The sequence below is a fragment of the Alteromonas sp. CNT1-28 genome, from assembly GCF_022348345.1.
GTDB classification, from domain to species: Bacteria; Pseudomonadota; Gammaproteobacteria; order Enterobacterales; family Alteromonadaceae; genus Alteromonas; species Alteromonas macleodii.
Genome location: NZ_JAKREZ010000038.1, coordinates 13,515 through 36,684 on the forward strand (window position 1 = coordinate 13,515; position 23,170 = coordinate 36,684).

General features: G+C 43.4%; 22 protein-coding genes and 2 pseudogenes. 7 read left to right on the plus strand and 17 right to left on the minus strand.

The features are described from left to right. Positions 1 to 43 precede the first annotated feature (43 nt). The gene (locus tag MHN02_RS18295; protein ID WP_239247628.1) at positions 44 to 679 is read left to right on the plus strand and encodes a 1-acyl-sn-glycerol-3-phosphate acyltransferase; all 636 of its coding nucleotides are present in this window, start codon (positions 44 to 46) and stop codon (positions 677 to 679) included. Positions 680 to 776: 97 nt separating this feature from the next. Continuing rightward, positions 777 to 2,018, plus strand: a complete 1,242-nt coding sequence (locus tag MHN02_RS18300) for a cystathionine gamma-synthase family protein (RefSeq protein WP_239247629.1) — start codon at positions 777 to 779, stop codon at positions 2,016 to 2,018. Positions 2,019 to 2,128: 110 nt separating this feature from the next. On the opposite strand, the gene MHN02_RS18305 is transcribed toward MHN02_RS18300, so the two are convergent. Further along, positions 2,129 to 4,594: a CHRD domain-containing protein gene (locus MHN02_RS18305; protein ID WP_239247631.1), complete on the minus strand. Its 2,466-nt coding sequence runs from the start codon at positions 4,592 to 4,594 to the stop codon at positions 2,129 to 2,131. Positions 4,595 to 4,833: 239 nt separating this feature from the next. Between MHN02_RS18305 and MHN02_RS18310 the strand changes: the two are divergent. Beyond that, positions 4,834 to 5,436, plus strand: a pseudogene (locus MHN02_RS18310) (NAD(P)H-dependent oxidoreductase). Between the two features lie 170 nt (positions 5,437 to 5,606). Here MHN02_RS18310 and MHN02_RS18315 read toward each other — a convergent pair. Further along, positions 5,607 to 6,161 carry a glutathione peroxidase gene (locus MHN02_RS18315; RefSeq protein ID WP_014949715.1) on the minus strand — a complete coding sequence of 185 codons (555 nt, stop codon included), beginning with the start codon at positions 6,159 to 6,161 and terminating at the stop codon, positions 5,607 to 5,609. A gap of 177 nt (positions 6,162 to 6,338) precedes the next feature. Here MHN02_RS18315 and MHN02_RS18320 point away from each other — a divergent pair, with 177 nt between their 5' ends. After that, positions 6,339 to 8,834 carry a prolyl oligopeptidase family serine peptidase gene (locus MHN02_RS18320; RefSeq protein ID WP_171338656.1) on the plus strand — a complete coding sequence of 832 codons (2,496 nt, stop codon included), beginning with the start codon at positions 6,339 to 6,341 and terminating at the stop codon, positions 8,832 to 8,834. A gap of 192 nt (positions 8,835 to 9,026) precedes the next feature. Here MHN02_RS18320 and rrtA read toward each other — a convergent pair whose 3' ends face one another. Then, positions 9,027 to 9,611, minus strand: coding sequence for a rhombosortase (gene rrtA, locus MHN02_RS18325; protein ID WP_014949713.1), 585 nt, complete (start codon positions 9,609 to 9,611; stop codon positions 9,027 to 9,029). 111 nt (positions 9,612 to 9,722) lie between these two features. Between rrtA and MHN02_RS18330 the strand changes: the two genes are divergently transcribed. Together MHN02_RS18330 and ggt are read left to right on the plus strand one after the other, a co-directional pair. Continuing rightward, the gene (locus MHN02_RS18330; protein WP_232306395.1) at positions 9,723 to 10,487 is read left to right on the plus strand and encodes an enoyl-CoA hydratase; all 765 of its coding nucleotides are present in this window, start codon (positions 9,723 to 9,725) and stop codon (positions 10,485 to 10,487) included. Between the two features lie 14 nt (positions 10,488 to 10,501). After that, complete coding sequence (gene ggt, locus MHN02_RS18335) at positions 10,502 to 12,259, plus strand: gamma-glutamyltransferase (protein ID WP_014979475.1); 1,758 nt, start codon at positions 10,502 to 10,504, stop codon at positions 12,257 to 12,259. 157 nt (positions 12,260 to 12,416) lie between these two features. On the opposite strand, the gene MHN02_RS18340 is transcribed toward ggt, so the two are convergent. From MHN02_RS18340 to MHN02_RS18405, 14 genes are all read right to left on the minus strand, one after another. Next, on the minus strand, positions 12,417 to 13,208 hold the full coding sequence (locus MHN02_RS18340) for a PhzF family phenazine biosynthesis protein (RefSeq protein WP_239247633.1): 792 nt from the start codon (positions 13,206 to 13,208) through the stop codon (positions 12,417 to 12,419). Beyond that, positions 13,198 to 13,575 carry a DUF3703 domain-containing protein gene (locus MHN02_RS18345; RefSeq protein WP_239247635.1) on the minus strand — a complete coding sequence of 126 codons (378 nt, stop codon included), beginning with the start codon at positions 13,573 to 13,575 and terminating at the stop codon, positions 13,198 to 13,200. Before MHN02_RS18345 ends, MHN02_RS18340 begins: the two co-directional genes overlap by 11 nt. A 13-nt stretch (positions 13,576 to 13,588) precedes the next feature. Continuing rightward, positions 13,589 to 13,957, minus strand: coding sequence for an MmcQ/YjbR family DNA-binding protein (locus MHN02_RS18350; RefSeq protein WP_239247637.1), 369 nt, complete (start codon positions 13,955 to 13,957; stop codon positions 13,589 to 13,591). A gap of 26 nt (positions 13,958 to 13,983) precedes the next feature. After that, entirely contained in the window at positions 13,984 to 14,838 is an 855-nt protein-coding gene (locus MHN02_RS18355; RefSeq protein ID WP_239247639.1) for an acyl-CoA thioester hydrolase/BAAT C-terminal domain-containing protein, read from the minus strand. A gap of 392 nt (positions 14,839 to 15,230) precedes the next feature. Next, positions 15,231 to 15,500, minus strand: coding sequence for a hypothetical protein (locus tag MHN02_RS18360; RefSeq protein WP_014949705.1), 270 nt, complete (start codon positions 15,498 to 15,500; stop codon positions 15,231 to 15,233). A 162-nt stretch (positions 15,501 to 15,662) separates the two neighbouring features. After that, positions 15,663 to 16,115, minus strand: coding sequence for a DUF3291 domain-containing protein (locus MHN02_RS18365; protein WP_014949704.1), 453 nt, complete (start codon positions 16,113 to 16,115; stop codon positions 15,663 to 15,665). 635 nt (positions 16,116 to 16,750) lie between these two features. Further along, positions 16,751 to 17,116: a hypothetical protein gene (locus MHN02_RS18370; RefSeq protein ID WP_168463726.1), complete on the minus strand. Its 366-nt coding sequence runs from the start codon at positions 17,114 to 17,116 to the stop codon at positions 16,751 to 16,753. 117 nt (positions 17,117 to 17,233) lie between these two features. Beyond that, positions 17,234 to 17,644: a DCC1-like thiol-disulfide oxidoreductase family protein gene (locus MHN02_RS18375; RefSeq protein ID WP_239247641.1), complete on the minus strand. Its 411-nt coding sequence runs from the start codon at positions 17,642 to 17,644 to the stop codon at positions 17,234 to 17,236. Between the two features lie 113 nt (positions 17,645 to 17,757). Further along, positions 17,758 to 18,108, minus strand: coding sequence for a hypothetical protein (locus tag MHN02_RS18380; protein ID WP_239247643.1), 351 nt, complete (start codon positions 18,106 to 18,108; stop codon positions 17,758 to 17,760). 1,324 nt (positions 18,109 to 19,432) lie between these two features. Beyond that, positions 19,433 to 19,651: an addiction module protein gene (locus MHN02_RS18385; RefSeq protein ID WP_239247645.1), complete on the minus strand. Its 219-nt coding sequence runs from the start codon at positions 19,649 to 19,651 to the stop codon at positions 19,433 to 19,435. A 63-nt stretch (positions 19,652 to 19,714) separates the two neighbouring features. Beyond that, on the minus strand, positions 19,715 to 20,053 hold the full coding sequence (locus tag MHN02_RS18390; protein ID WP_239247647.1) for a hypothetical protein: 339 nt from the start codon (positions 20,051 to 20,053) through the stop codon (positions 19,715 to 19,717). 50 nt (positions 20,054 to 20,103) lie between these two features. Continuing rightward, the gene (locus MHN02_RS18395; protein WP_343212252.1) at positions 20,104 to 21,003 is read right to left on the minus strand and encodes an IS3 family transposase; all 900 of its coding nucleotides are present in this window, start codon (positions 21,001 to 21,003) and stop codon (positions 20,104 to 20,106) included. Continuing rightward, complete coding sequence (locus MHN02_RS18400; protein ID WP_239247649.1) at positions 20,958 to 21,269, minus strand: transposase; 312 nt, start codon at positions 21,267 to 21,269, stop codon at positions 20,958 to 20,960. The genes MHN02_RS18395 and MHN02_RS18400 overlap by 46 nt, the downstream gene beginning before the upstream one ends. Before the next feature lie 177 nt (positions 21,270 to 21,446). Next, positions 21,447 to 21,797: a DUF805 domain-containing protein gene (locus MHN02_RS18405; RefSeq protein ID WP_239247651.1), complete on the minus strand. Its 351-nt coding sequence runs from the start codon at positions 21,795 to 21,797 to the stop codon at positions 21,447 to 21,449. Between the two features lie 160 nt (positions 21,798 to 21,957). Here MHN02_RS18405 and MHN02_RS18410 point away from each other — a divergent pair. Next, positions 21,958 to 23,031: pseudogene (locus MHN02_RS18410) on the plus strand (IS110 family transposase); the annotation flags it as partial. Positions 23,032 to 23,170: the final 139 nt, after the last annotated feature.

Consider the following 23,170-nt stretch of genomic DNA (forward strand, 5'->3'; position numbering starts at 1 on the left):
AGCAAATAGATAACCTAAGTGTAGTAAGCAGAGCATAATAATAATGACGAAAACCTCACACCCTCAAACCCACTCTCAACGGGCCAATAGTGTCAACGTTGGAGAGCATGTCCCTCGCAAGTGGCCCAACTGGTTGTCGTCGTTCGCAGCTTGGGTGCTGACAAAAAGGGGCTGGCGTGTAGAAGGCGAACTAATCAATCAGAAAAAAGCCATTTTAGCGGTAGCACCGCATACATCGAACTGGGACTTCTTTATTGGCTTGTTCGTGGTTTTTTCCTTTAAGCTAAACATTAATTTTTTCGGAAAGCACACCATCTTTGCGCCCCCTTTGGGCGCTATTGTTAGAAGATTAGGCGGTATTCCTATAGAGAGAAGTAAAGCGCATGGGGTGGTCACGTCTATTGCAAATAAGATAAAGGAAGCCGATCAATTAATACTCGCGTTAGCGCCAGAGGGTACGCGAAGCCCCATTTATCCATGGAAAACAGGCTTTATGCACATTGCAAGAGAAGCCGAAATTCCTATACAAGTCATTGGGTTGGACTACGCCAGAAAGATGATTGTGTTGGGGCCAATTATTCAGAAAGTGACTAACATAGATGAACAAATGCAAACTATTTATACGTTTTATGATAATGTTTGCGCAAAATATCCTAAAAACTGCATTACAAAGCCATAATCATTTCTATTGAAGTGGTAAGTACGCAACCGTATCAACTCAGAGTACTGGTGCGCGCTCGGCTCGGTCGCAAACATCTATTTTCGGAGCTTCACCCGTGACAAAATTGGGATTCACAACCCGTCAGGTTCATTCTGATCGCATGCTAAATACGCCTGAACATGGTGGTGTTCACAGCAGCACGTCTAATTCAGTTCTTTTCGAGTTTAAAGATGCGCAGGGCATCATCGATGCGTTTCAAGGTAAACGAGCTGCTCATGTTTATTCTCGTTCATCGTCACCTTCTGTGGCGGCACTGCAAAATATGCTCAATGATCTGGAAGGCGGTGTGGGTACCTTATGTTACTCAACCGGAATGGCGGCGATAAGCAGCTCGTTATTTGCTTTACTCAAAGCCGGCGACCATTTAATTGTAAGCCAATACCTATTTGGTAATACGCGAAGCTTTTTTGAAACCATTAAAGATTTTGGTGTGCAGGTTACCTACACAGATGTGACCGACATTCAGCAAGTCAAAGAAGCTTACCAGCCAAACACAAAAGGCGTTTACACCGAAACCGTAGCTAACCCAGTGACACAGGTGGCCGACCTTCACGCCATTGGTCAATTCTGTGAAGAGAAGCACATGCTGTTTATGGTTGATAACACCATGACGCCACCCCCTGTTTTTTACGCTAAAGATGTTAAAGCGTCGTTAGTGTTTTGCTCGCTGACAAAATACATTGCAGGTCACGGTAACGTTTTAGGTGGTGCTGTCATCGATACGGGTAACTATGACTGGACTAAGTTTAGTAATCTAAAACCAGCTTATCAGGTTGCAGATACTGCACAGTGGGGCATTACGCAAATTAAAAAGAAAGGTTTACGCGATTTAGGCGCTACATTGGCACCGCAATCAGCGACGGCCATTGCCCTAGGCATGGAAACCTTAGATTTACGTTTATCACGAAGTCAGCGTAATGCTATGCAGTTGGCGACGTTCCTAGATAATCATCCCAAGGTATCTAAAGTCTTTTATCCAGGTCTTGCCGACCACCCTCAGCATTTCATGGCACGGGAATACCTAAACGACGGCTATGGCGCAATTTTGAGTTTTGACCTTATCGACGGTGCTGATCCAGTGGCGTTTTTAAACGAAATGAAGTTAGTTATTTGCGCCACGCACTTAGGGGATAATCGCACCTTAGCGCTACCAGTTGCGTCTACTATTTATTTTGAGAACACGGCAGACGAGCGTGAGTTAATGGGTATTTCCGATACCATGCTGCGTATTTCGGTAGGTATTGAAGACACTCAGGATCTGATTGCAGATTTCGACACGGCGCTAAATACCATATAGATAAAATCTTCTTGTCGAGAAACACAAAAAAGGGGCGTTTGCCCCTTTTTTTATTTTAGATTAATTGGGTCTCAATATAATTGAAACACAATGGGTTTAGCAATTTTTTACTAGTCAAAACCTAGCGTAATTTGTCCACGAATTTCACCGCTTGGGAATGCATCTGAGTGGAAGTTAGTGTAAAGACCTCCGTCTGCCATAACATTCATTTGCTCAGCGGTTAACGTAGTATTAGCTGGCACAGACCACATACCGCTGGTACCGGCAGTAAGTCCAATTAGAACGTCTCCATTTACGCCCATTTCACCCTCGTGAATGTGAGCCATGTTTGCTGTCATACCGGTAATGGTTACGCTGCCTGACAGTGCACCTGTAGATGTATTCAAAGTAAATGCACCAGCGCCGCTTGCTGTCGTAGTTACTGCAGGCACTTCTTGTAGGCCGTTGGCAATGATTCCGTACACTTCAATATTATCAGGTGTGATTTGGCCGCGAATTTCACCACCAGTATTAGCTGCTGTATGCACATTCACATAATGACCACCTGCCAGTAGTTGCGTAGCTGTAGCTTCATCTAGTGCTATGCTTCCGTCTGTCATCCAAACGCCAGCGGTGCTTTCACTTTCCACAAGTCCTACAAGCACGTCACCATTTTCACCAGCAAACCCAGTATGAATGTGCGCCATAGTCGCATTTTCAATAGTGGTTACCGCCACAAGAGAAACGTTGTTGTTTGTGGTGTCGAAGAGCGCATAGCCAGACCCCATTGCCATGGTGTCAACTGCTGGTACCTCTTGGCTGCCGCTTAGTGAGAATGTTACTACCGCAGTTGTGTCGGGAACAATCTGACCACGCACTTCGCCATTAGGGTTAGCGGTAGTGTGAACATTTAAATACCACTCACCGCTAGTCAGCGCGTCTAAGTTGCTAGGTGAAATATTAGTTTCAGCGAGAACATAAGTACCATTACCAGCATCAGTCAGTGGGAAAGCAACCGGACCATTCATACCAACGCCGCCATCGTGTACGTGTACACCAGTAACATCCGTCAAGCCTGATACGTCAACACTTACGCTAAACGCAGGTAAGTCTTCGTCAATTTCGACCACTGCAGTTGCCATAGACATAGTGGTAACGGCAGGCACTTCTTGTGACCCACTTAAGTTTACATTGTAAGTCATGTCAGCATTAAAAGCTGGTGGAGGTGGTGCTAGGCCATCAAGCAACGCTAATTGAGGTAAATCACCTTCCATCGCGCCATCTAGTGCGATAGCAGTGTAAATCTCACCATTCTCAAGCGTTAAAACGCCTGTTTCGATTGCCGCTGTTTTGGTGCCTGTTGGTGTAACCGTAACTACGTAGTCACCTTCTGCAAGACTTACGTAACCTGTTTCAACAAGCTCGCCAGTCTCATAGGCAATATCGGCAAATGCCGGGTCAACCGCATCAATTTCGCCATCTGCGGTTACGTAAATATCGACGTTACCCGCTGAAGGTGAAGCATGTACAATACGCACTTTCGCTTCAGTCGCTACCGAGCGGGGCATATCAACAAGCACATCAAGTTCTGGTGCAGCCAAAACGTTGTTTGCAATAGCGGTATAAGACATACCTACTTCTAGCGTCAACTCAGCATCGTCAATTGCCACAACACTGTTGTCGCTATCGGCTACAACGTCAATGAGATAGTCACCGGCTGCAACAGACAAATAGTCTGTGGTGCGCGGGAACTGTATTCCGTCCACCAATACTATTTCGTTATTTGCTACAACATCGACCGCTGGTGCGTCGCTGATACCGTGCACAACGCGGATAGCAGCACCTGCTTCTGCATCCCATATCTTGAAGCTTCCATCACCGTCCGCGGCCAGTAATGTTACTGGAGAATCGCCTGTACCTACGTTATTAGTAGCAGCGATAAGCAAATCGGCACCGTCTGCAAGGTTTACCGTACCAGAGTCGTATACAACCGTTGTCTCACCGGCCGGTGTAATACGAATTTGATAATCGCCCGCGGGTACTTGAATTAAATCGGTTGCGTCAGTAAATTCAGCAGTAACAAGCGGCTGCTCGGCAGTGATATCTGTATCTGGTGCCGTAACATAAATATCTACCATAGGTGCCATTGATGCTGCATGTACAATCTGTACTTGAACATTACCCGCGTCAACTGCGGTTTCCATACTGGTCACTGTTAAAAGCGATAACGACTCATCGCCAACATTACCTACGGCAAAAATATCGTAGTTTATGTCAGCTTCTAAAGTAACGTCAGCTTGCAGCACTTCAGCGTTTTCACCTGGAAGAATGCCTGTAACACCAATATCGTACATGCCTGTCTCGACTTCGAAGCGAGATGAAGCAACTTGGTAATCAACGCTTTCAAGATCGTTGAGTATGGCGTCGTTAGCAGTGATGTTTACCATTGGTGCGTCTGATGCTGCGTGAACAACTCGAACGTTTGCGTATTCTGGGGCGGGTGTGGGCTCTTTTACGACATCGTCGTCGTCATCCGAGCAGCCAATTAAAAACAGTGGTAATATTGAACATGCAAGGAGCGCTTTGGTCCTTCTCATATTTTGTATCCTCTTAATTGTGTTGTGGCAAACTCGGTTACGCTGAGCAAATAAGAGAAGATCAACCTCCTTGCAACATTAACGTAATGTAATGTTTTCAATAATTTCACATTTATTCTTTTCCTTGGCAGTTTGTTCTACAAAATAGAACGAAGCCTTCATGTTTTTGATATTTTCATCCCACCCGATTGCCGTAATATAGCCATATATTATCGAAACAACGAATATTGGAGTTCGGCATGAAAAAAGTACTGGCTATATTTTCCAGCCTAAATGGCAACCAAGGTAACTCTTCAAAGCTTGCAAACGAGTACCTTTCAAAAATTGAGAATGACGGTTCTGTGCACATTAACCGCGTGGATGTTGCCTCTCTAGCACTGCCTCATTTAACAGGTGAAGAAATGCAGGCGTGGATGACTGAGGCGTCTGAGCGAAATGAATCACAACAGGCATTGGCAAAAGTCTCTGATGACATTGTTGAAGCAGTAAAAGCGGCTGACGAAATTGTGCTAGCCGTGCCAATGTACAACTTTGGCATCCCATCGAGCTTAAAAGCTTACTTCGACCGTATTGCAAGAGCTGGTATAACATTTAAGTATACCGAGACAGGTCCTGTCTGATTGCTAGAAAATAAATCAGCGACTGTTTTTGCCGCGCGTGGTGGTGTGTATGCAGGTTCAGACTTTGATACGCAAACGCCGTATTTAAAACACTTTTTAAATTTTGTTGGTATCAGTGACGTTAAATTCGTTTACGCTGAAGGACTTAACATGGGCGAAGAGCAAGCAAACAAGGCTTTTTCTGAAGCAAGCGAAAAAATTATTGAACTAACCAACAACTAAACACACTAAATTAATGCAGTTAGCTAAAACGTAGGAAGTATGTTTTCAGCTAAAAGTGTGTTCCAAGTTGAGTGTGCTTGATTGCCCCGCGTGTTACGCGGGGCTTTTTTATGCGCGGCTTTTAGATTCTCGTTTGGTGTGACCTATAGGCAGCGTTGATATTCGCGGTTTTATTCGCTTTTGAGGAGTGCCTCTATGTCAGCGATAAAAGCCGGATCAGTGGGCTTTGTTGAACTAGGGTAGTGGGTTATTTGCTTACCAGAGCTGTCAATAAGGTACTTATTAAAGTTCCATGATGGCGCTTTGCCGGTGGCGGTTTTTAGCATTCTATACATAGGATCGGCGTCTTCACCTTTTACCGATATTGGTTCAAACATCGGAAACTTTACGCCATAAGTCAATTCACACAGTTCTGCCGTTTTGCCTTCATCATTATCTTCTTGGTTAAAATCGTGCGACGGGAAGCCAAGTACTACAAAATCTTTGTCTTTGTAGTCACTATAAAGGGCTTCTAAACCTTCAAATTGTGGCGTGTAGCCGCAATAGCTGGCTGTGTTCACCACTAAAAGGGTCTTTCCGGCATATTCGTTACACAAATTCACCGTTTCTTGTGAGTTGAGCTTACGCTTCATGAACTTTAGTACGCTGGGGCACTCGCTCGCAAAGCTAGGAGTCGTGAAAAAGCTGAGCGCAAGCAACGCAGGTACAAAACCTTTCGCTTTCATAGTGTTTTACCTCATCAGTGAATTTTTGTTATTTTGTTCAGGCCGACAGACCAGTTTCACAACCATAAACGCAGATGGTTTACGTTTGGTTCACTATCTCAATCGATGAACGTTAGCGCATTAGTAACTGCTCTGCGTATAATGTTAACGTTTTTTACATAACAACGACTTAAAATAATGAAAAAATACTCTTCTTTACTCATCGCGGCTAGCGTTACTTTTGCGTTGGGCGGATGTGCAAGCACTACTAACGAACCATCTAGCCAAGCAGCGTCTACATCGCTTCCTGCTGCCACTGTCCAGCAAACCGTTACACCCGATGTCGCGCCTCAGAACAGCGCAAAAAATGGTGAAATTACTTTAAAGCAAATAATGTCACACCCTCAATGGATGGGCGCGCTACCCGAAGGTATGGGGTGGTCGGTCAATGGCGATAAAATTGTTTTTGAAAAAGAAAGACAGAATAGCGCGTTAACAGATGTTTATGTTGCTGAACTCACAAACCCTGCCAATGCCGTAAAAGCGCCATTATCAGATTTACACAAGTATCGTTTTGACGAACGTGTAGTAAGAAATGATGGTGTAATTGCTTATTCATTTGAAGACAGTGTTTATGTGCAATTTACCAACGGCGAAACCGTGCGTATCGCGCGTGGCGGGAATGCGCTGTCAACGCTTTCATTTATGACTGATGGCCGCTTAATGGCGTTAAGCGGTAACAAATTTATTGCTATAGACCTATCTAACGGCACCCGCGAAGAATTATTGAGCTGGGAGTTTAGCGACGAACCCAAAGCGGTTGAGCCGCCTAAAGATTATATTGCCGAGCAGCAACAGTCGCTGGTGGAATACATCAAACTACAGCGCAAAAACAGACAAGAAAAAGACGACGCTCAAAAAGCGTTGGCCAAAGAAAACAGCAGTGTAGCACCTACGCCGTTTTACTTTGATAAGTCGCATCGACTAGCGGGTATTAGCGTATCACCTGCGGGTAACTTCGCGGTAGTCGCCACCACGGAAAGTAAGCCGACTCGTGATGACAGCGACATCATGCCGCATTATATCCAAGAAGACAGCCGTATTGCCGCGAAACCCGTACGCCAACGTGTTGCAGATGCAGAATCGGTAAACCATGAACTGTGGCTGCTTAATTTGAAAACAGGCGAGAAGAGTGAACTTAAATACTTTAATTTGCCTGGGTACAATGACGACGTACTCGCAGACGTAAAAGAAGAAAACGCGAAAGCCAATGGCGAGACCTATGAAGTTAATCGTTTGCCGCGCGACATTACCTTACTGCAAAGCTGGTATTGGACTAAGCCTTCGATTCGCTGGCACAAAAACGGTAACGCTGTTGCCGTTATGCTAGAAGCGTGGGACAACAAAGACCGCTGGATTGCAACGGTCGACTTAGCGAATAAAACGCTAGAAAACCAACATAGGCTTCATGACGATGCGTGGGTAAACTACCGTTTCAACGCATTTGATTGGCTAAATGACAGCGAAACACTTTACTATCAGTCTGAGCATACTGGTTACTCTCACTTATACGTTCAAAAGCCTGGCGAGAAACCTGTCGCGCTAACCAGCGGCCGTTTTATTGTTGACGATTTAACGCTTTCTAGTGATGACAATTATATCTACTTTAAAGCTAACATGGAGCACCCGGGGCTTTACGAAGTTTATCGTGCAGATTTAAGTGATAATACCATCGATACCATGACTGATTTGAATGGTATGACAGACTATTCACTTAGCCCTGATGGTAAAAATTTGCTGCTAAGCCATAGCAAGGTGAATCAGCCACAAGAGCTTTACGTTAAGCCAGCAAACGAAACAACAGCGGCAAAGCAAATCACGCAAAGCACCAGTGCAGATTTTAATGCACTTCCATGGGCGGTGCCTAACATCGTTGCTATTGAATCGTCGCATACCGATGCACCTATTTACGCACGAGTATATTTACCGGAGAATTACGACAAGACGGCACCAAATAAAGCGGTAGTGTTTAATCACGGTGCAGGCTACTTGCAAAACGCCCACATGGGGTGGTCTGGTTACTTCCGAGAATACATGTTCCATAGCATGCTCGTGCAGCAAGGCTATGTCGTACTAGATATGGACTATCGCGCTAGTGCTGGCTACGGACGTGATTGGCGAACCGCTATTTATCGTCAAATGGGTACGCCTGAAGTGCAAGATTTGCGTGATGGTGTTAACTGGCTTGTTGAAAATGCAAATGTAGATCGTGAGCGTATTGGCACATACGGAGGCTCATACGGCGGCTTCTTAACCTTTATGTCTATGTTTACCGCGCCAGATCTGTTTGCGGCAGGTGCAGCACTTCGTCCGGTAACCGATTGGGCCCATTACAACACGCCATATACGGCTAATATTTTGAATACGCCTGATATCGATCCCATCGCGTTTGAGCGTAGCTCGCCGATTTATTTTGCCGATGGACTAGAAAAGCCTTTGCTTATCAATGCGCCAATGGTTGATGACAATGTGTTTTTCCACGACACCGTGCGATTAGTACAGCGTCTTATCGAGCTTGAGAAAGAAGATTTTGAAACAGCCATTTATCCGGTAGAGCCACATGGCTTTGTGCAGCCAAGCTCTTGGCTTGATGAATACCGCCGTATTTACAAGCTATTCGAAGAAAACTTATAAGCAAAGCCTTTACTTGAATCGCCCAGCATCTAAGAGGCGCTGGGTTGTTCACAAAGTAATAGGCATACAGAAAAAGGCCCAAATTCAATGAATTCGGGCCTTTTTTTAATCTTCATTTTTTGCTTCAGCACATTTTATCTGTTTTAACGAATTAAAATGCGCAAAAAGAGTGACGCTATATCGCTCGAGTTTCTATTTTCTTTTCGCCGTAATAAACATAAGTAAAAAGATTGCGATACCCGTAAGCGCACCGAATAAATGCGCGTCTACGGCAACCTTTGCGTCAATCAGGTTTGCAACTTGTTCACTACTACCGTCTATTTGCTCGTATCCCACTTTAATCGCTAACCCAATAAGTAGTAACCAACCCGACTTCATCTTCTCTTTTATATCAACACAGGCGCCCCATGCGAAAATACCGTGTAATGCGCCAGACAAACCCGCGTACCATATTAGATCTGGAGAGAAGAAATAAAGCCCGACACTGGTTCCTAAGCAGCACCATACAAAAACTTTTAAATACAAACCAATGCGATAATGTTCACCGTGTAGGGCCCACAATAGCGCCAGACCTGCTAAATTTAAAAGTAGGTGGTAGCCATTGGTATGAACAATATTTCCGCTGACTATTCGCCAAGTTTCTAGACCTTGAATGGCGTACCTGTCGTAAGCCAAATAATTGCCAGACATAGGCTCAAAGAAAAACGCGACAACGGAGCATAGCGCAATAAATAAAGGACCAGCGCTATACTTAAGCGAAAACGGCAGTGACATCATCAGTGTTAGTTATTTTTGAAATTAGAATTTGCTGGCTATGATACAGAAATTGCCTACAGGGTGAAAACTGAAGTACGCCCAAAACAAAAAGACGACAGTAAAGGAGTAATTATGTCTTACATTATTACCGAAACAAATCAGCAATGCTTAACCATTACACTTAACCGAACCGATAAGAAAAATGCGTTAACACGCGACATGTATCAAGAAATGGCGAATGCCATATTAGGTGTTAAGAACGATGGCTCAACCAAAGTGGTGGTTATTAAAGGCGCGGGCGATTGTTTTACTGCAGGAAATGACATTGGAGACTTCGTACAGCAACAAGATCACGCTCAGGTGCCAGAAACAGCTGCCTTTATGCGAGCTTTGGCTGCATGTAATTTACCGGTTATTGCACAAGTTCACGGATTAGCAGTGGGCATAGGCACAACGCTTTTACTTCATTGCGATTTTGTTTACGCCACTCCAGATACCCGATTTGTTCTACCATTCATCAACTTAGGGCTTGTTCCTGAATATGCATCAAGTTATCTTTTGCCTAAGGTTGCGGGTCATATAAAGGCGGCAGAGTGGCTAATGCTGGGCGAACCCTTTACCTCTGCTGATGCCTATCAATTTGGTATTCTGACAAAAATTGTCGACGCTCACGAAATAGATCAAACGGTTCAAACTACGGTAGAGAAACTCGTCGCCAAGCCTTCATTTTCGCTTAAACAAACAAAAGCGCTATTAAAAGGTGACGGAGAGCGAACAAACCAACAAATGAACGAAGAGTTTGATATATTTTTAGAAGCGTTGGGCACAACCGCAGCTCAAGAAGCGTTTGATGCGTTTCTTAAAAAACGCCCAATAAACCCCGAAAAATTTAAATAAGAGGAAGTATTATTTTGAGACGCAGTGCTTTTTTCAGAGCTTCAGTGGTAACTCTTGCATTATCTAGCTGTTTTATTTTTGGTGCGAACGCGAAACAAACACGTGAAGTCGGAGAACCAGAAGCGGCAACAGGCTACATAGAGAAAAAGGCATTTGAAGCCGAAGATTATATGGTTGTAGCGGCAAATCCCTATGCGTCTTGGGCGGGAAAGAATATTTTAGAAAAGGGCGGAAGCGCCATTGACGCAGCGGTGGCTGTACAATCGATGCTTTCGCTGGTTGAACCACAATCGTCAGGTATTGGTGGTGGTGCGTTTATCCTTTATTGGGATAATAAGAACAAAGTACTTCACACCTTTGACGGCCGTGAAACAGCACCGAAAGCTGTCAATTCTCATTGGTTTATTGAAGGTAATAAGCCAATGCGCTGGTTAGATGCCGTAGTAGGCGGTAAGTCAGTTGGCGTGCCTGGAGCAGTAAAAGCACTAGAAATGGCTCAGGGCGAGTTCGGCAAGCTGCCTTGGAATACGCTGTTCGACGATACAATCAAAACAGCTGAAGACGGCTTTAAAGTATCGCCGCGTTTAGCCAAACTTGTTGCATTAGACTATCACCCTGGCCTGAAAACTTTTCCTGCAAGCTCTACTTACTTCTTCCCGGCAGGCCTGCCGTTGAAAGAAGGCACAGTAAAGAAAAATAAGAAGCTGGCTAAAACCTTAAGAGGTATTGCTGAAAAAGGCAGCGATTATTTACTGAAAGGCGACGTTGCCGAAAAAATAGTGGAAGCGGTTAATAATGCGGAGATTAACCCTGGCCAAATGTCGTTGGAAGATTTAGCAAGCTATGAACCAGTAAAACGTGAACCCGTATGTGGGCTATATCACGAGAAGCGCATTTGCGGTATGGCACCACCTAGCTCAGGAGGCGTAAACGTTTATCAAATTCTAAAAATGTTAGAAGGTTTTAACCTTAGTCAATACGCACCGGATTCAGTAGAGTTTGCCAACCTGTATACACAAGCGAGTGCGCTTTCATATGCCGATCGTGAGAAGTTTATAGCGGATAGCGATTTTACTAACTTGCCGTTTGCGGCCATGATTAATACCGCTTATCTTCAGCGCCGTGCCGAGAGTATTGCTGTTGATAAAGAGTGGCGCCGCAAACGCGCGGGTAATCCTTACGCCGATGCGAATGTAGCACTTGGTACGTCAATGGAGCTGCCTAACACCTCTCACGTTTCTATAGTAGACAAAGAGGGCAATGCAGTATCAATGACTACCAGCATTGAATTTATGTTTGGTTCTGGGATTATGGTAGAAGGCTTCCTGCTTAATAATCAGCTTACCGACTTTTCATTTTCGCCAACCAAAAACCGTTTTCCAGTACCAAATCGCGTAGAGCCTGGTAAACGCCCTAGAAGTGCTATGAGCCCAACAATGGTGTTCGACAAAGAAGGGAACTTAGAGGTTGTTGTAGGCTCGCCGGGCGGCTCTAGAATTGTAAGCTACGTCGCTCAAACCCTAATTGGAGTTTTAGACTTTGGCTTGGATATTCAGCAGGCCATCAATCTTCCTAAAATCACTAATCGAAACGACTACACTGCGTTAGAGAAGGGCACACCAATAGCTGAGCTTGAAGAGCCGTTAAAGGCACTCGGCCATAACGTCAAAGTAGTGGATTTAAACAGCGGTCTTCATGGCATTCAGTTTAAATCAGGTAAATTAATTGGCGGCGCAGATCCTCGCAGAGAAGGCATTGCAGTAGGGCGCTAATTTGGCGTTTGCCTAGTTAAAACTAGATGCAGCAATGCGTTGCTGAGTGAGTGAAAGCGGAAGGTTAGATATCTTCCGCTTTTTTGTTTGAGGCGGGCGGTAACACTCGAGAGAAGAGTTATCTTTTATCGACTAGTTCGTGTAAGGCAATTAACCATCAAATATTAATATAACCTTCAAGGTAAGACACCGCTTGGCCAGAAATAAGCACGCGGTCGCCTGCCACCTCACATTTTAATGTGCCGCCTCGTTTAGATGCCTGATAAGCCATAAGTTTTGATCGTCCAAATACTTTTCCCCAATAAGGCGCTAGCCCAGTGTGGATTGAACCGGTTACCGGGTCTTCATCACCGCCGTTCGCAGGCCAAAAATAACGCGACACAAAATCAAATTGCGTACCAGGCGCTGTCACTACCACATCATAAGGCGCTAGTGTTTTTAGTTGTTCGCTGTCTTGAATTACGCTTAAAACGTCGTCTTCGTCAGAATAAACAGCAAAGTAAGCTTGGTTATTTTTTAAAATGCTTTTGGGCTTGATAGAAAGCCCTTGTAGTAACGCTTCAGGCACATCGTTGACTGGGTGGGGCATTCTATTAGGGAAGTCCATTTGAATGAATCCGTCGCTTTTTTTAACGACTTTCATCATCCCAACCGACTTGGCGAAAAACGAGATGTGCGGCAGTTGGTAGTTTTCGCTAAAAATGACAAACGCAGAAGCTAAAGTAGCATGACCACAAAAATCGATTTCCGTCACAGGGGAAAACCAACGTATAGCGAATACGCCATTATCATCTTCAACTAAAAAGGCGGTTTCTGAAAGGTTATTTTCAGCAGCGATTTCTTGCATTTTTTCATCGCTAAGCCATTTACCCGTTATAACTACTGCAGCAGGATTGCCCTTAAACCTTACATTAGTAAATGCATCGACAACGTTAATTTTAATTTTCATTCGAACGCGCTTTTTTTATGATCGTATTTAAGTTTGGTTTAATTGGCATTGCCTTAAATGGGCTAACGTTAGCGCCACCTGTATTTCCATGAGGTACTAGCCCAAAAACAGTTTTTGTGGCAGCGCCCGCAATTCTGAAAAGTTGACCAAAAAACTCACCAATATTGCCCTGTTTCACTGCCCATAAAAGCATTTGAACGTGTACTTTAACGTGTAGCCTTGTAGAGGCTTGACCAAGAACGTGGGCATTTTCCAAATGAGCGAAGGCTTCAGCCTTATTTCCGTAATTTTGCTCATTGCGGGCTAATGCCAACTCATCTTCAACATAAGGGCGAATATTGCGCGTAAAGCCTTTTGCTTTGAACATGGTGTAAGCACCTTTATTGAGGTTGATTTAAACCAAGCTCTTTTTGCATTTTCTTGGTTAACCCTAACGATACTAGTTTATAAGATGCGCTTAAATAGTATTTTAACGCTTCATCTTCATCACTCTCGCAATTGTACTGTTGTATCCATTTCATTCCACGACTAGCGAGATAGGGCGCAGGCCTATAGCCAGGCTTTTCTTCCAGAAAATAATAGTTTTGCTCAGATGTTTTAAAGGTAAAAGCAGGGTGTCCGTCCTTGCTAATGCTCCCTATAGCAAAGACTTTACCACCTACTTTCCATACTTCTGAATTCCCCCACTGAACGGCGTGAGTAGTGTGGGGAAGTGCTTTGCAATAGTGATTGAATTCATCAATGGTCATATGATTCTATTTATTGAAGACGCTGACTAGTGGTTATTGTGATTAGTAAGCATCTTAATAAAGGTTTGGTTCATATCGCTACCCTCTTTTAAGAACTCGTAGTTAAGCAAGTGGTCTGCCCCTTGGTAGTTTATGTGCTTACACTTATGTTTAGTGCGCGCATTCATTTTTTCACAAACTGTTTCAGCCATAGTAGGCGAGGGCCAAATTTCATCGTTTTCGCCAGTCATTAACACAACATCGGCGCTGATTTTCTGTACAGGAATATTAGCTTTACCGTTGTCTGCTCGATTTTCTAAAGATTGCGTATAGAGATCTAGCAAACCATTAACTTCACCCGACGGGTTGAAAGGAACAAACGCTAAGTCTTGCCCGTCGTAAGTCCAGCTGGAACCAGGCACTTTACTCCAATCTTTCAAAATACCTGCCCAAACAACAGAGCTAGGCGCAATAGCAACCACATTTGAAATACTTGGTTCTTTTGACGCTAGAAGAAGTGACAGTTCAGCGCCTTTCGACCAGCCAACTACAATAATGTTGTCCGGCGTGGTTTCGGGTTGTGATTTTAACCACGACATAGCCTGAATTACATATTCAAGAGGTATTCTCTCTAACTCTGGTGGTAAGCCTTCTTCCTTAAAATAAGCTAAAGCTAGGGTAGGGAATCCCGCTTCAACGATTCGACTAGCGAGCTTTTCTGGCACGCCGCCTTCGGATCCTCCAAGCACTAAAACGCCAACTTTACGTTCTTGTGACTCTGAAGAGTAATACGTAGCAACAAAACCATCATCTTCTATTTTTAGCGAGCGCGTAGAGGCTTCACACGAGAAAGAGACTAGCAAGGAAAAGAAAAAATAGATAAGTAAGGTTTGTGTTTTCATTTTTTTACCCGTTTTTTTAACATGAAATTAAGGTTGAGTACTCAACTGAAATAGCGCGCTCGATTATTCAATGGTCTTATGATTTTGTATATCGTTGCATATTTCGCAATGGATCCGCTTTTTAAAATTGTAAATGCGGCGAGCTGCAAATATAGAAATAGATATAAAAGCCCATGTAACCCCGAATTCAAGAGAGTAGGAAAAAGACTGGCCTTTAAAGTATTGAACACTGGCAAAAATAGTGGCCAGCAAGGGAAATGCGACTAGGTATTGTAAAGTCCATTTTTTTATAGGCATTGTCGTTCCTTCGTAAATCTTCAAAATATAGATTTAGGCTATCACTAGTGTTCATCTACGTATAAGCGTTGATAAAATGCGTGTCAATTTTAACCTTAAGATTGCTCATACATTTTAATAGGCATTCCATTTTCATTTCTGAGTATTCTTTTTGATTTTTTTCTTTCTAACTCAGCTTTCCATTCTGGCTTAATCACAAGATAGTAATAAACGATAAAGCCTAGCCATGATAATAAAAACGACATCAAGAACCAGATGACCTTGTTATTACCAGAAGCCTTTTTAGATATAAGTGCTAGAACCCAAGGTAGGATATTTATTGTGAAAAAAGAGATAAAAAGTACAAGTAAAAACGATAAGTTCATAAAATATCCTTTCTTATTAAACTATCTAATAGAGAACACGGCAGCCATCTAAGATGTGAAACTCGTGTGCGAAAATTAGAATCTACGTGTCGGGATCCGTGCTTACGTATTTCAACGGCCAGTTCGAACTCCTTACTAGTGTGCCTTCTGACCTTGGAAACATCAATGATTCTCCAATTCAGGCTTGGGGTAACTACTTTTAAAACTAAATGCATCCTGAGATTCTCCATTTTCCCGAAGATGGTCTAATTTAGTGATAGCTTCCTGAAGGGTTGGAATATGACCCTTCGGTATCCACCAAAGCACATAAGATGCTTCGCTTAAGGGCAAAAACCACTCTTTTTTACGCTTAAGGAAATCAATGTGATGCGTCTTGAACATGAAGTTCTTAAGGGACTCTACGCTTTCCCAAACAGACATGTTAACAATGATATCTGGGTTATTTTCTACCTCTATATTAGTGGCATCACCTGATTCGTCTTTCAAACGCCAGATAAATCCTGGACTTTGTTCAGCAATGGCGTTGATAGGGTCTAAGTTATTTACAAAGTCCGCCATTTCGGGGGACTCCAAGTTAAACCTGACTTTTCCAATATTCAATTGAGCGAGATGCATATTGTCTCCTTGACTTTTAACTTAGAGAACGCGTTTTATAAAGTTAGACTAGGTCTAGTACTTTGAAGTGTATGTCTTGGAATTAGTTTACGCATTTTCCAAATAACTTACTTTTGAATGGAGAAAACGAATAGTTAGCTCCAATTTTAAAATAGTTGCTTGAGCAGTCTGCTCAGATGCCAGTTCAGCACATTGGCACCCAAAGAATCGGTGTAGGCCATCTTTAAAAGAATAAATAGGTTAACTGGTTCTTTTGAGAAGGGCGCTCGATTCATTATTTACCTTGATGCATAACGCCTAGCTAAACTGGCGCAAAATAGCAGGCTAAAATTAGCGACGAAGGAGCGCAAGCCTGCTGTTTTTCGTCCCTTGGTTAAAGCGTTTGTTATGTTTAAAACACTCTTAATTGTAAGGTTCAAGCTTAACATCTAACTCAGGCACACCAGTTAGAATTGGGGTTAATCGCCAACCATTTCTCAGATTATCGTAAGCCTCAGGGAAAAATAGAACACCAGACATTTTAATCGCTTTATTGGATATAAAACGTTTTAATTTTTTAAAGACATCTTTAGAGCGCTGAGTTTCACAAAAGCCATCAATCGTACTTTGTAAAATTGTACTTCCCTCAACCTTATCTAAACCACTACCCTAGGTGGTTTACCATGAAAGTCCAAGTACAGTTTTTTGAGATTATCTGGGACGAGAGGCCAGCCACGTTCAATACCTTCTTTGGTACCTTTCCAGAATAAGTGCTCTGTATAATATACATCTATGTACTCGAATTCTGCTTCGGTTGCAGTATCTAGTTTCTCGCTCATGTAATGCAACTGCTCAAGTGCTTCTTCTAAGTCGCCTTGGTTTAACAAAATAGTCGTCAAATTTGCAAACTCTCCCATTAGAAATGTAAGCGCCCAACTCTCATGTTTTTCCATAAGAGGCACAACGTCAGGAAACTTAGTGCGGATCTCTTTTAAGAATCGTCTTATTTCTGATTTAGCCATTGATTTCTCAGAAGCTTCTAACATTAAGCTAAGAGGCGCATATGCGCTGAGCATAATGGCGAAGCGGCCCCGCGTATATGCCTTCTAGTGACCAACGGGAACGGCTTTATTTGTTTGTTACATCGCAAGACCTCTGAACCTCCCTAAGACCTTTTTACCGGGTATTTGACAATGCTTTGTACCACCGAAAAGCTTAATACGGTTGCGGGCAAAAATTCTGTAGAAGAAGTCTCTAAAAGAACTCGGCAAGATTTTAGTTACACCGAATAAAAACCAAAACCCGGTTAAGTCTTTTGCGATTTCTAGTGCAGCGTCAGACCAAAGAAAAACGTTTCCGTTCTTAACCAGCATAAAAGTATCAACACCTACAGTATCAACTTTGTAACGTTTGATAACTTCTTGAGCGTATTCTGATTGCATTGGTGAGAATATAAAACGTTCACTTTTGTCGCGCTTCAAAATAAAGGCAACTGCTCCATAACAGAAGTTACACACCCCATCGTAAATAACTAAATCATCATCTTCCATCGAACTATCCCGCGATATAACGCTAAGCTTTGGGGCAGTGACGTAGCGACATATTTACGAAGTGTCGCTGCGTTACTGTCCCAGTGACCAGAGGGAACGCGTTAAGCGCCTCGTTAAACACAAGTTTCAGCTAACGAAGTGCTGGCTTGCGATGTGTTTGAAAACATTTTCTCCATACTTTGTTTTAGAACCATTACTTCCTTGGCTCTATTCTCGTTAAGAATTTGATGGCCATGCTCTAGTAATTCGATGCGTGTTCTGACGAAACTACAGATGGCTTGTTTTGCGTTTTCTAATTCACCATTTTCTATTTGTTGATGAACAGAAGAAAGGTGAATAATGCTGCTATATAACTCTGTAGAGTTTGAACTAGCGCCCGCCGACGTACTGATATATGCGCCGAGAAATAATCCCGAAGTAAAAATGGCTATTGAGAATAGTGAACAAATAATCTTATGTTTCATTCAATACTTCCTTGTGCATAACGCCTAAATATGGGGCACAAACAGGCAGGCTATAATGGCGAAGCCGCCTAGCTGTTTGTGTCCCAGCCCGACTGCGGGCGACATAAATTTTTTGTTAGGTGATTTACCTTTGAGCACAATACAACAGTTATTTGAAAATGTTAAAGATACTGATTGCACTAGCAATATCCCCTAGGTCATTAAAAAATCCAAAAATTTTAAACACTGTTATGTATGCCCCTGGATTTGTTAAACCACTTATGGAAATTAAAGTAAATATGCCTGTTCCGACGAGATAGGAAATATTGGTGTTACTAAACTCTTGAACATGAGACAAAACGAAGAAAGTGCCATAACCGAAAAAGAGTGAAAACGGTAACGAACATAAGAAACCTAAGAACAGAATTTTTAATTTTTAAAGCATAACCATCCCTAGTCACCTAACTTTTAAACAAGGGGCGATAACGAGTAGGGCATAATGGCGAAGCGACCCTGTGTGTTAGCGTCCCAGTGGGCTTTAGCCTACGACTTGATTTTTTTGTTATACATAAAATGTTGAGAAAAGGGTAGTGGCGCCAATAGAAACTATTACGGTAACAATTAATGCAGCAATCGCTTTAGATAGAAGAATTGTTCCGTGCTTTAGGCCATAAAATTTATAGGCGTACACCGGAACACCAATGAAGCCTATTAATGCACAAAACAAGGGATACATTCTGAGCTGTGTATGCCCATTCTCTCTACCGTGTTGTTTGGACCAAATGAAGAGGCAAATTGCTACGAAAATCGTATGAATGTGGTAGGTGAAGAGCTCGATGCCCTGAGTAATTAAAAGGTATTCGTCCACTAATGAAGAAAGGATAAATGAAACAAAAATTATAAAAATTGTCTTGTGTGATGATTTCATAGTTTATGTATAACTTTAAGCTAAGGGGCGCTAGCGTATGGGCTATAATCCGAACGAAGTGAGTTAACCCGCATGGTAGTGTCCCAGCGACCGGAGGGAGTGGCCTGAGCGTCTTGTTAGCCGCGTTCGTGCCAATACCCTGGTTTTCGGTGGTTGTGCATAATAGCTACCACACTAATTTCCCTGTTTTCGATAATTTTATAAATAATAGAGTATGGGAACCTGCTTAAGACAAAGCGTCGATGAGTTTACCCCATTTTTGTCCATGCCGATGGCAAAGAGCTAACTGAATCGATGGCTTCCTTGAGTTCTTGAGTAAATTCGTGACCCAAACCCAATGACTGTTCTTGATACCAATCAAACGACTCTTTTATTTCCCTTTTAACCTCCGGGTGAAAAGGAAACAGGCAGCATCTTTTAATTAAGATCCTTTTCTATCTCTTCCCAACTGATGCTTTTTACCGCACCAGACTCTAGCTCTGCGCTGCGAGATTCCGCAAGTTTTACCCACTCAGATTCCACATCGCTATCAATCTTGGTATCCATAGCCGTTAAAAGACAGTGGGCAGCAAGTGCTTTCTCTTTAGTACTGAGTTGCTCGATACTTTCAAGCATCACTTTCAATGCATCAGACATAAAACAACTCCCATTGGGTATGATTTGATATTACCACTAAAAAAGAGAAGTGAAAGGCTGGATTTACAAGTAGCGGGTAACACCCACATAAGGGGCAGTAATGCGTGGGCTAAAATTTAGAGCGAAGCGACAGAGCCCACGTGTTACTGTCCCAGCGAGTGGCTTAATGTGATTGTTAGTTTTACGCTTTGGACGACGCCCGCCACTTTTTAAACATGCCTCCATAGACTGATATGGAGTGTAGTTCTTTGTCTTGGAATAGTAAGTACTACCTTTAGCGTGACATATGCCGCTCTTGCTTTTTTTAACAGATGGCTCCTCTGCCAAAACAATCTGCGGTGATAAACCTAAAAATAAAGCTAACAATACTGCCAAGGACTTCTTACAAAAACTGGGGTTCATTGAATGTTCCTCCTTAAACTGGTCTTACCCACTAAAAGTGGACATCCATGTTAAGCGTATGTCGCTTCGTACTCATACGGGCTGACGTAGCCCAATGTAGAATGCTGACGCACGCGATTATAAAAAATTTCTATGTATTCGAAGATACAAGATTTGATTTCCTGAAGCGAGTTGAATTTCTCGCCATATATGAGTTCGACTTTCATACGACTGAAGAATGACTCCATTACGGCATTGTCCCAGCAGTTGCTCCTTCTGCTCATGCTGGACACAGCACCGATGCTCATTATCAGGTCTTGGTATCGCACAGAGCGATATTGAACACCTCTGTCGGAGTGAATGATTAACCCAGGCTCTATGTCTCGTCGACTGATCGCCATCTTAAGGGCGCGTATAATAAGTTCTTCGGTCATATGACCATCAAACGCCCAGCCAACAATAGCTCTTGAGTACAAGTCCATCACGGTAGCCAAATAATGCCATTGGCCTTTAAATCGAATGTAAGTGATGTCAGTGACCCACTTTGTATTGGGCTTTGTTGCTACAAATTGTCGGCGCAAAACGTTTTCACTCACGCGCACATTACTGTGGCTATATTGCGAGTATCGAAACGCTCTACCGTTACGAGCACGTAACTGTAGTTGCTGCATGATTTTCGCAATGGTATTAACGCAGCAGGGGACGTTCTCAGCTTTTAAGGCGCGCGTTAACCTGGGTGCACCATAACGCTTTTGGTACTTTTGAAAGAGCGCCATGGTATGCTCACGCAGCTGTTTGCGACGTTGCTGATGTGCAGGAAAACCACGCATAAGGTACTTATAATAGCCAGAACGAGACACTTTGAGTGCCCGACACATCACCGTTACTCTGAACTGCCCCGAATACACTTTAATGAGTGCGTACTTTACTCTTGGTCGCTCGCAAAGTACGCGGCAGCCTTTTTTAAAAATGCATTCTCTTCTTTAAGGTCAGCCAGCTGACGCTTGAGGGCTTGCACCTCATCAGAGTCTTCTTGATGAAACTTCACACCTTGAATGGTTGAGAATTGATGGCCCCCACAGCGCTTGAACTGTCGGCGCCAATTGTAGATTTGTTGCGCGGAAATACCCAGCTCTGCGGCCACCGATTGGTTGGAGTTACCTTTCTGATCTGCTCGACGAACAGCCTCTTTACGAAACTCTTCAGTGTAAGCATGAACCTTCTTGTTATTAGCCATAAGTCACCTCTTATCTAACTATAGGAGATGTCCACTAAGTTTGGGTAAGTCCTGAACATAACACCCGCATAACGGGCAAAAATACGTAGGCTATAATACCGAGCGAAGCGAAGGGAGCCTACGTGTTTTTGTCCCCAGCGAGCGCAGCGAGTGTTGATGCGTTTGTTATACGCGATTTTACTTATACAGAGACTCACCATATTTATTGTCTTTAAAATCACCGACTGTAAAACAGCAACCCACAATTACTATTAGCCACCCAATAATAGGTAGTAACTGAAAAATACCTAACCAACCGAAACTACCAAAGTCATGGTATCGTTTTGTCGTTAGCGCAAACAGTGGCCATAATAGGAGAATTGCAACCATTCCTGCCAGTTGATCATTTAGGTAGTAGAGAGGTAGCGTGATTGAAGTTAAAGGTAGCCACCACTTAGTAAACTGAATTCTTCCTATCCTTCCTTTGAAACTAAATAGCAAAGGTAACACTTCCATTTTCTTTGTTTTATGACTTACTGTTGAGTCCATTCATACCTCTATGCTTGCAATTGCGTATAGACACAATGACTCCCTGAGAAATGCTAGCCTCCGCATTTTCGTGGGTTAACTTTTCAGCCAGAGCCATAATTAGTTTGTTCAATACTAAATCAATTTGGAGGCTAGCATGAACAAACATAGCATGATTTTTGGAGCGACACCAGTTCATTATGGGCGTATTCCCTCGTCTAAGGTCAGTGTAAAGAAGCTGCTCCGCCAGTTTGAATCCAAATATCCTGGCGCAACGCTTCACGTTGTTTATGAAGCTGGACCGTGTGGTTATTGGATTTACCGGCTGATTACGAGCTTGGGACATTGTTGCTATGTCGTGGCTCCATCTCTTATCCCTAAAAAGCCAGGGGAGCGAATTAAAACCGATCGCAGGGATGCGCTTAAACTCGTTAGGACACTAAAATCTGAAGACCTTACACCCATCTATGTGCCTGAGCCGGAGGATGAAGCAGTTCGAGATTTGTCCCGAGCCCGTGAAGCAGCAATGAAGGATTTAAAAGAAGCCAAGTATCAGCTTAAAGCCTTACTGCTTCGCAACAACATTCGTTACGAAGGCACGGCCAATTGGTCCAAGAAGCATCTGCGCTGGCTTACCGAACTCATATTGCCTCATCCTGCCCAGCAAATTGTCTTGCAGGAACAATTGCGAACCATAGAAGAGCGTATTCGCCGGCTAGAAAGGCTCGACAATGAGTTAACTCATCACGTTCACCAGTGGCGTTATTATCCTGTGGTGAAGGCTATTCAGGCTATGCGTGGCGTTCGATTGCTAGTCGCCGTTGGTGTGGTGGCAGAGCTTGGTGATTTACACCGCTTCGATCACCCAAGAAAACTCATGGCGTATTTAGGTTTAGTGCCCAGCGAACAATCCTCCGGTGGTAAACGTCACTTAGGTGCCATTACCAAAGCAGGTAACGGCAGAGCAAGGCGTCTACTAATTGAAGGTGCGCACAGCTATCGCTATCCAGCGAATGTCTCTACCGAATTACAGTTAAGGCAAGAAGGCTTACCCAAAGACATCGTCGATATTGCTTGGAAAGCACAATTGCGTCTGTGCAAACGCTATCAGCGTATGAGTAAAAAAGGTAAACACTACAATTTAATCATTACCGCGATAGCTAGGGAGGTGGCGGCTTACATATGGGCCATTGCAAAGGAAGTGGTACTCACGCCGGTTAATCCAAAACTAAGACTGAGCCGAGTACCTGCATGATAAACGAGTTTGAGCTAACGCACTCGGATCAGGCCGCGGGATGTGGCACAACCTACGAGGGCGTTATGATGGCAATCACTTAATCGTGATTGACCCACGAGCATAGACTGATGAGAAGGTGCTACGGCGGAACATGTAA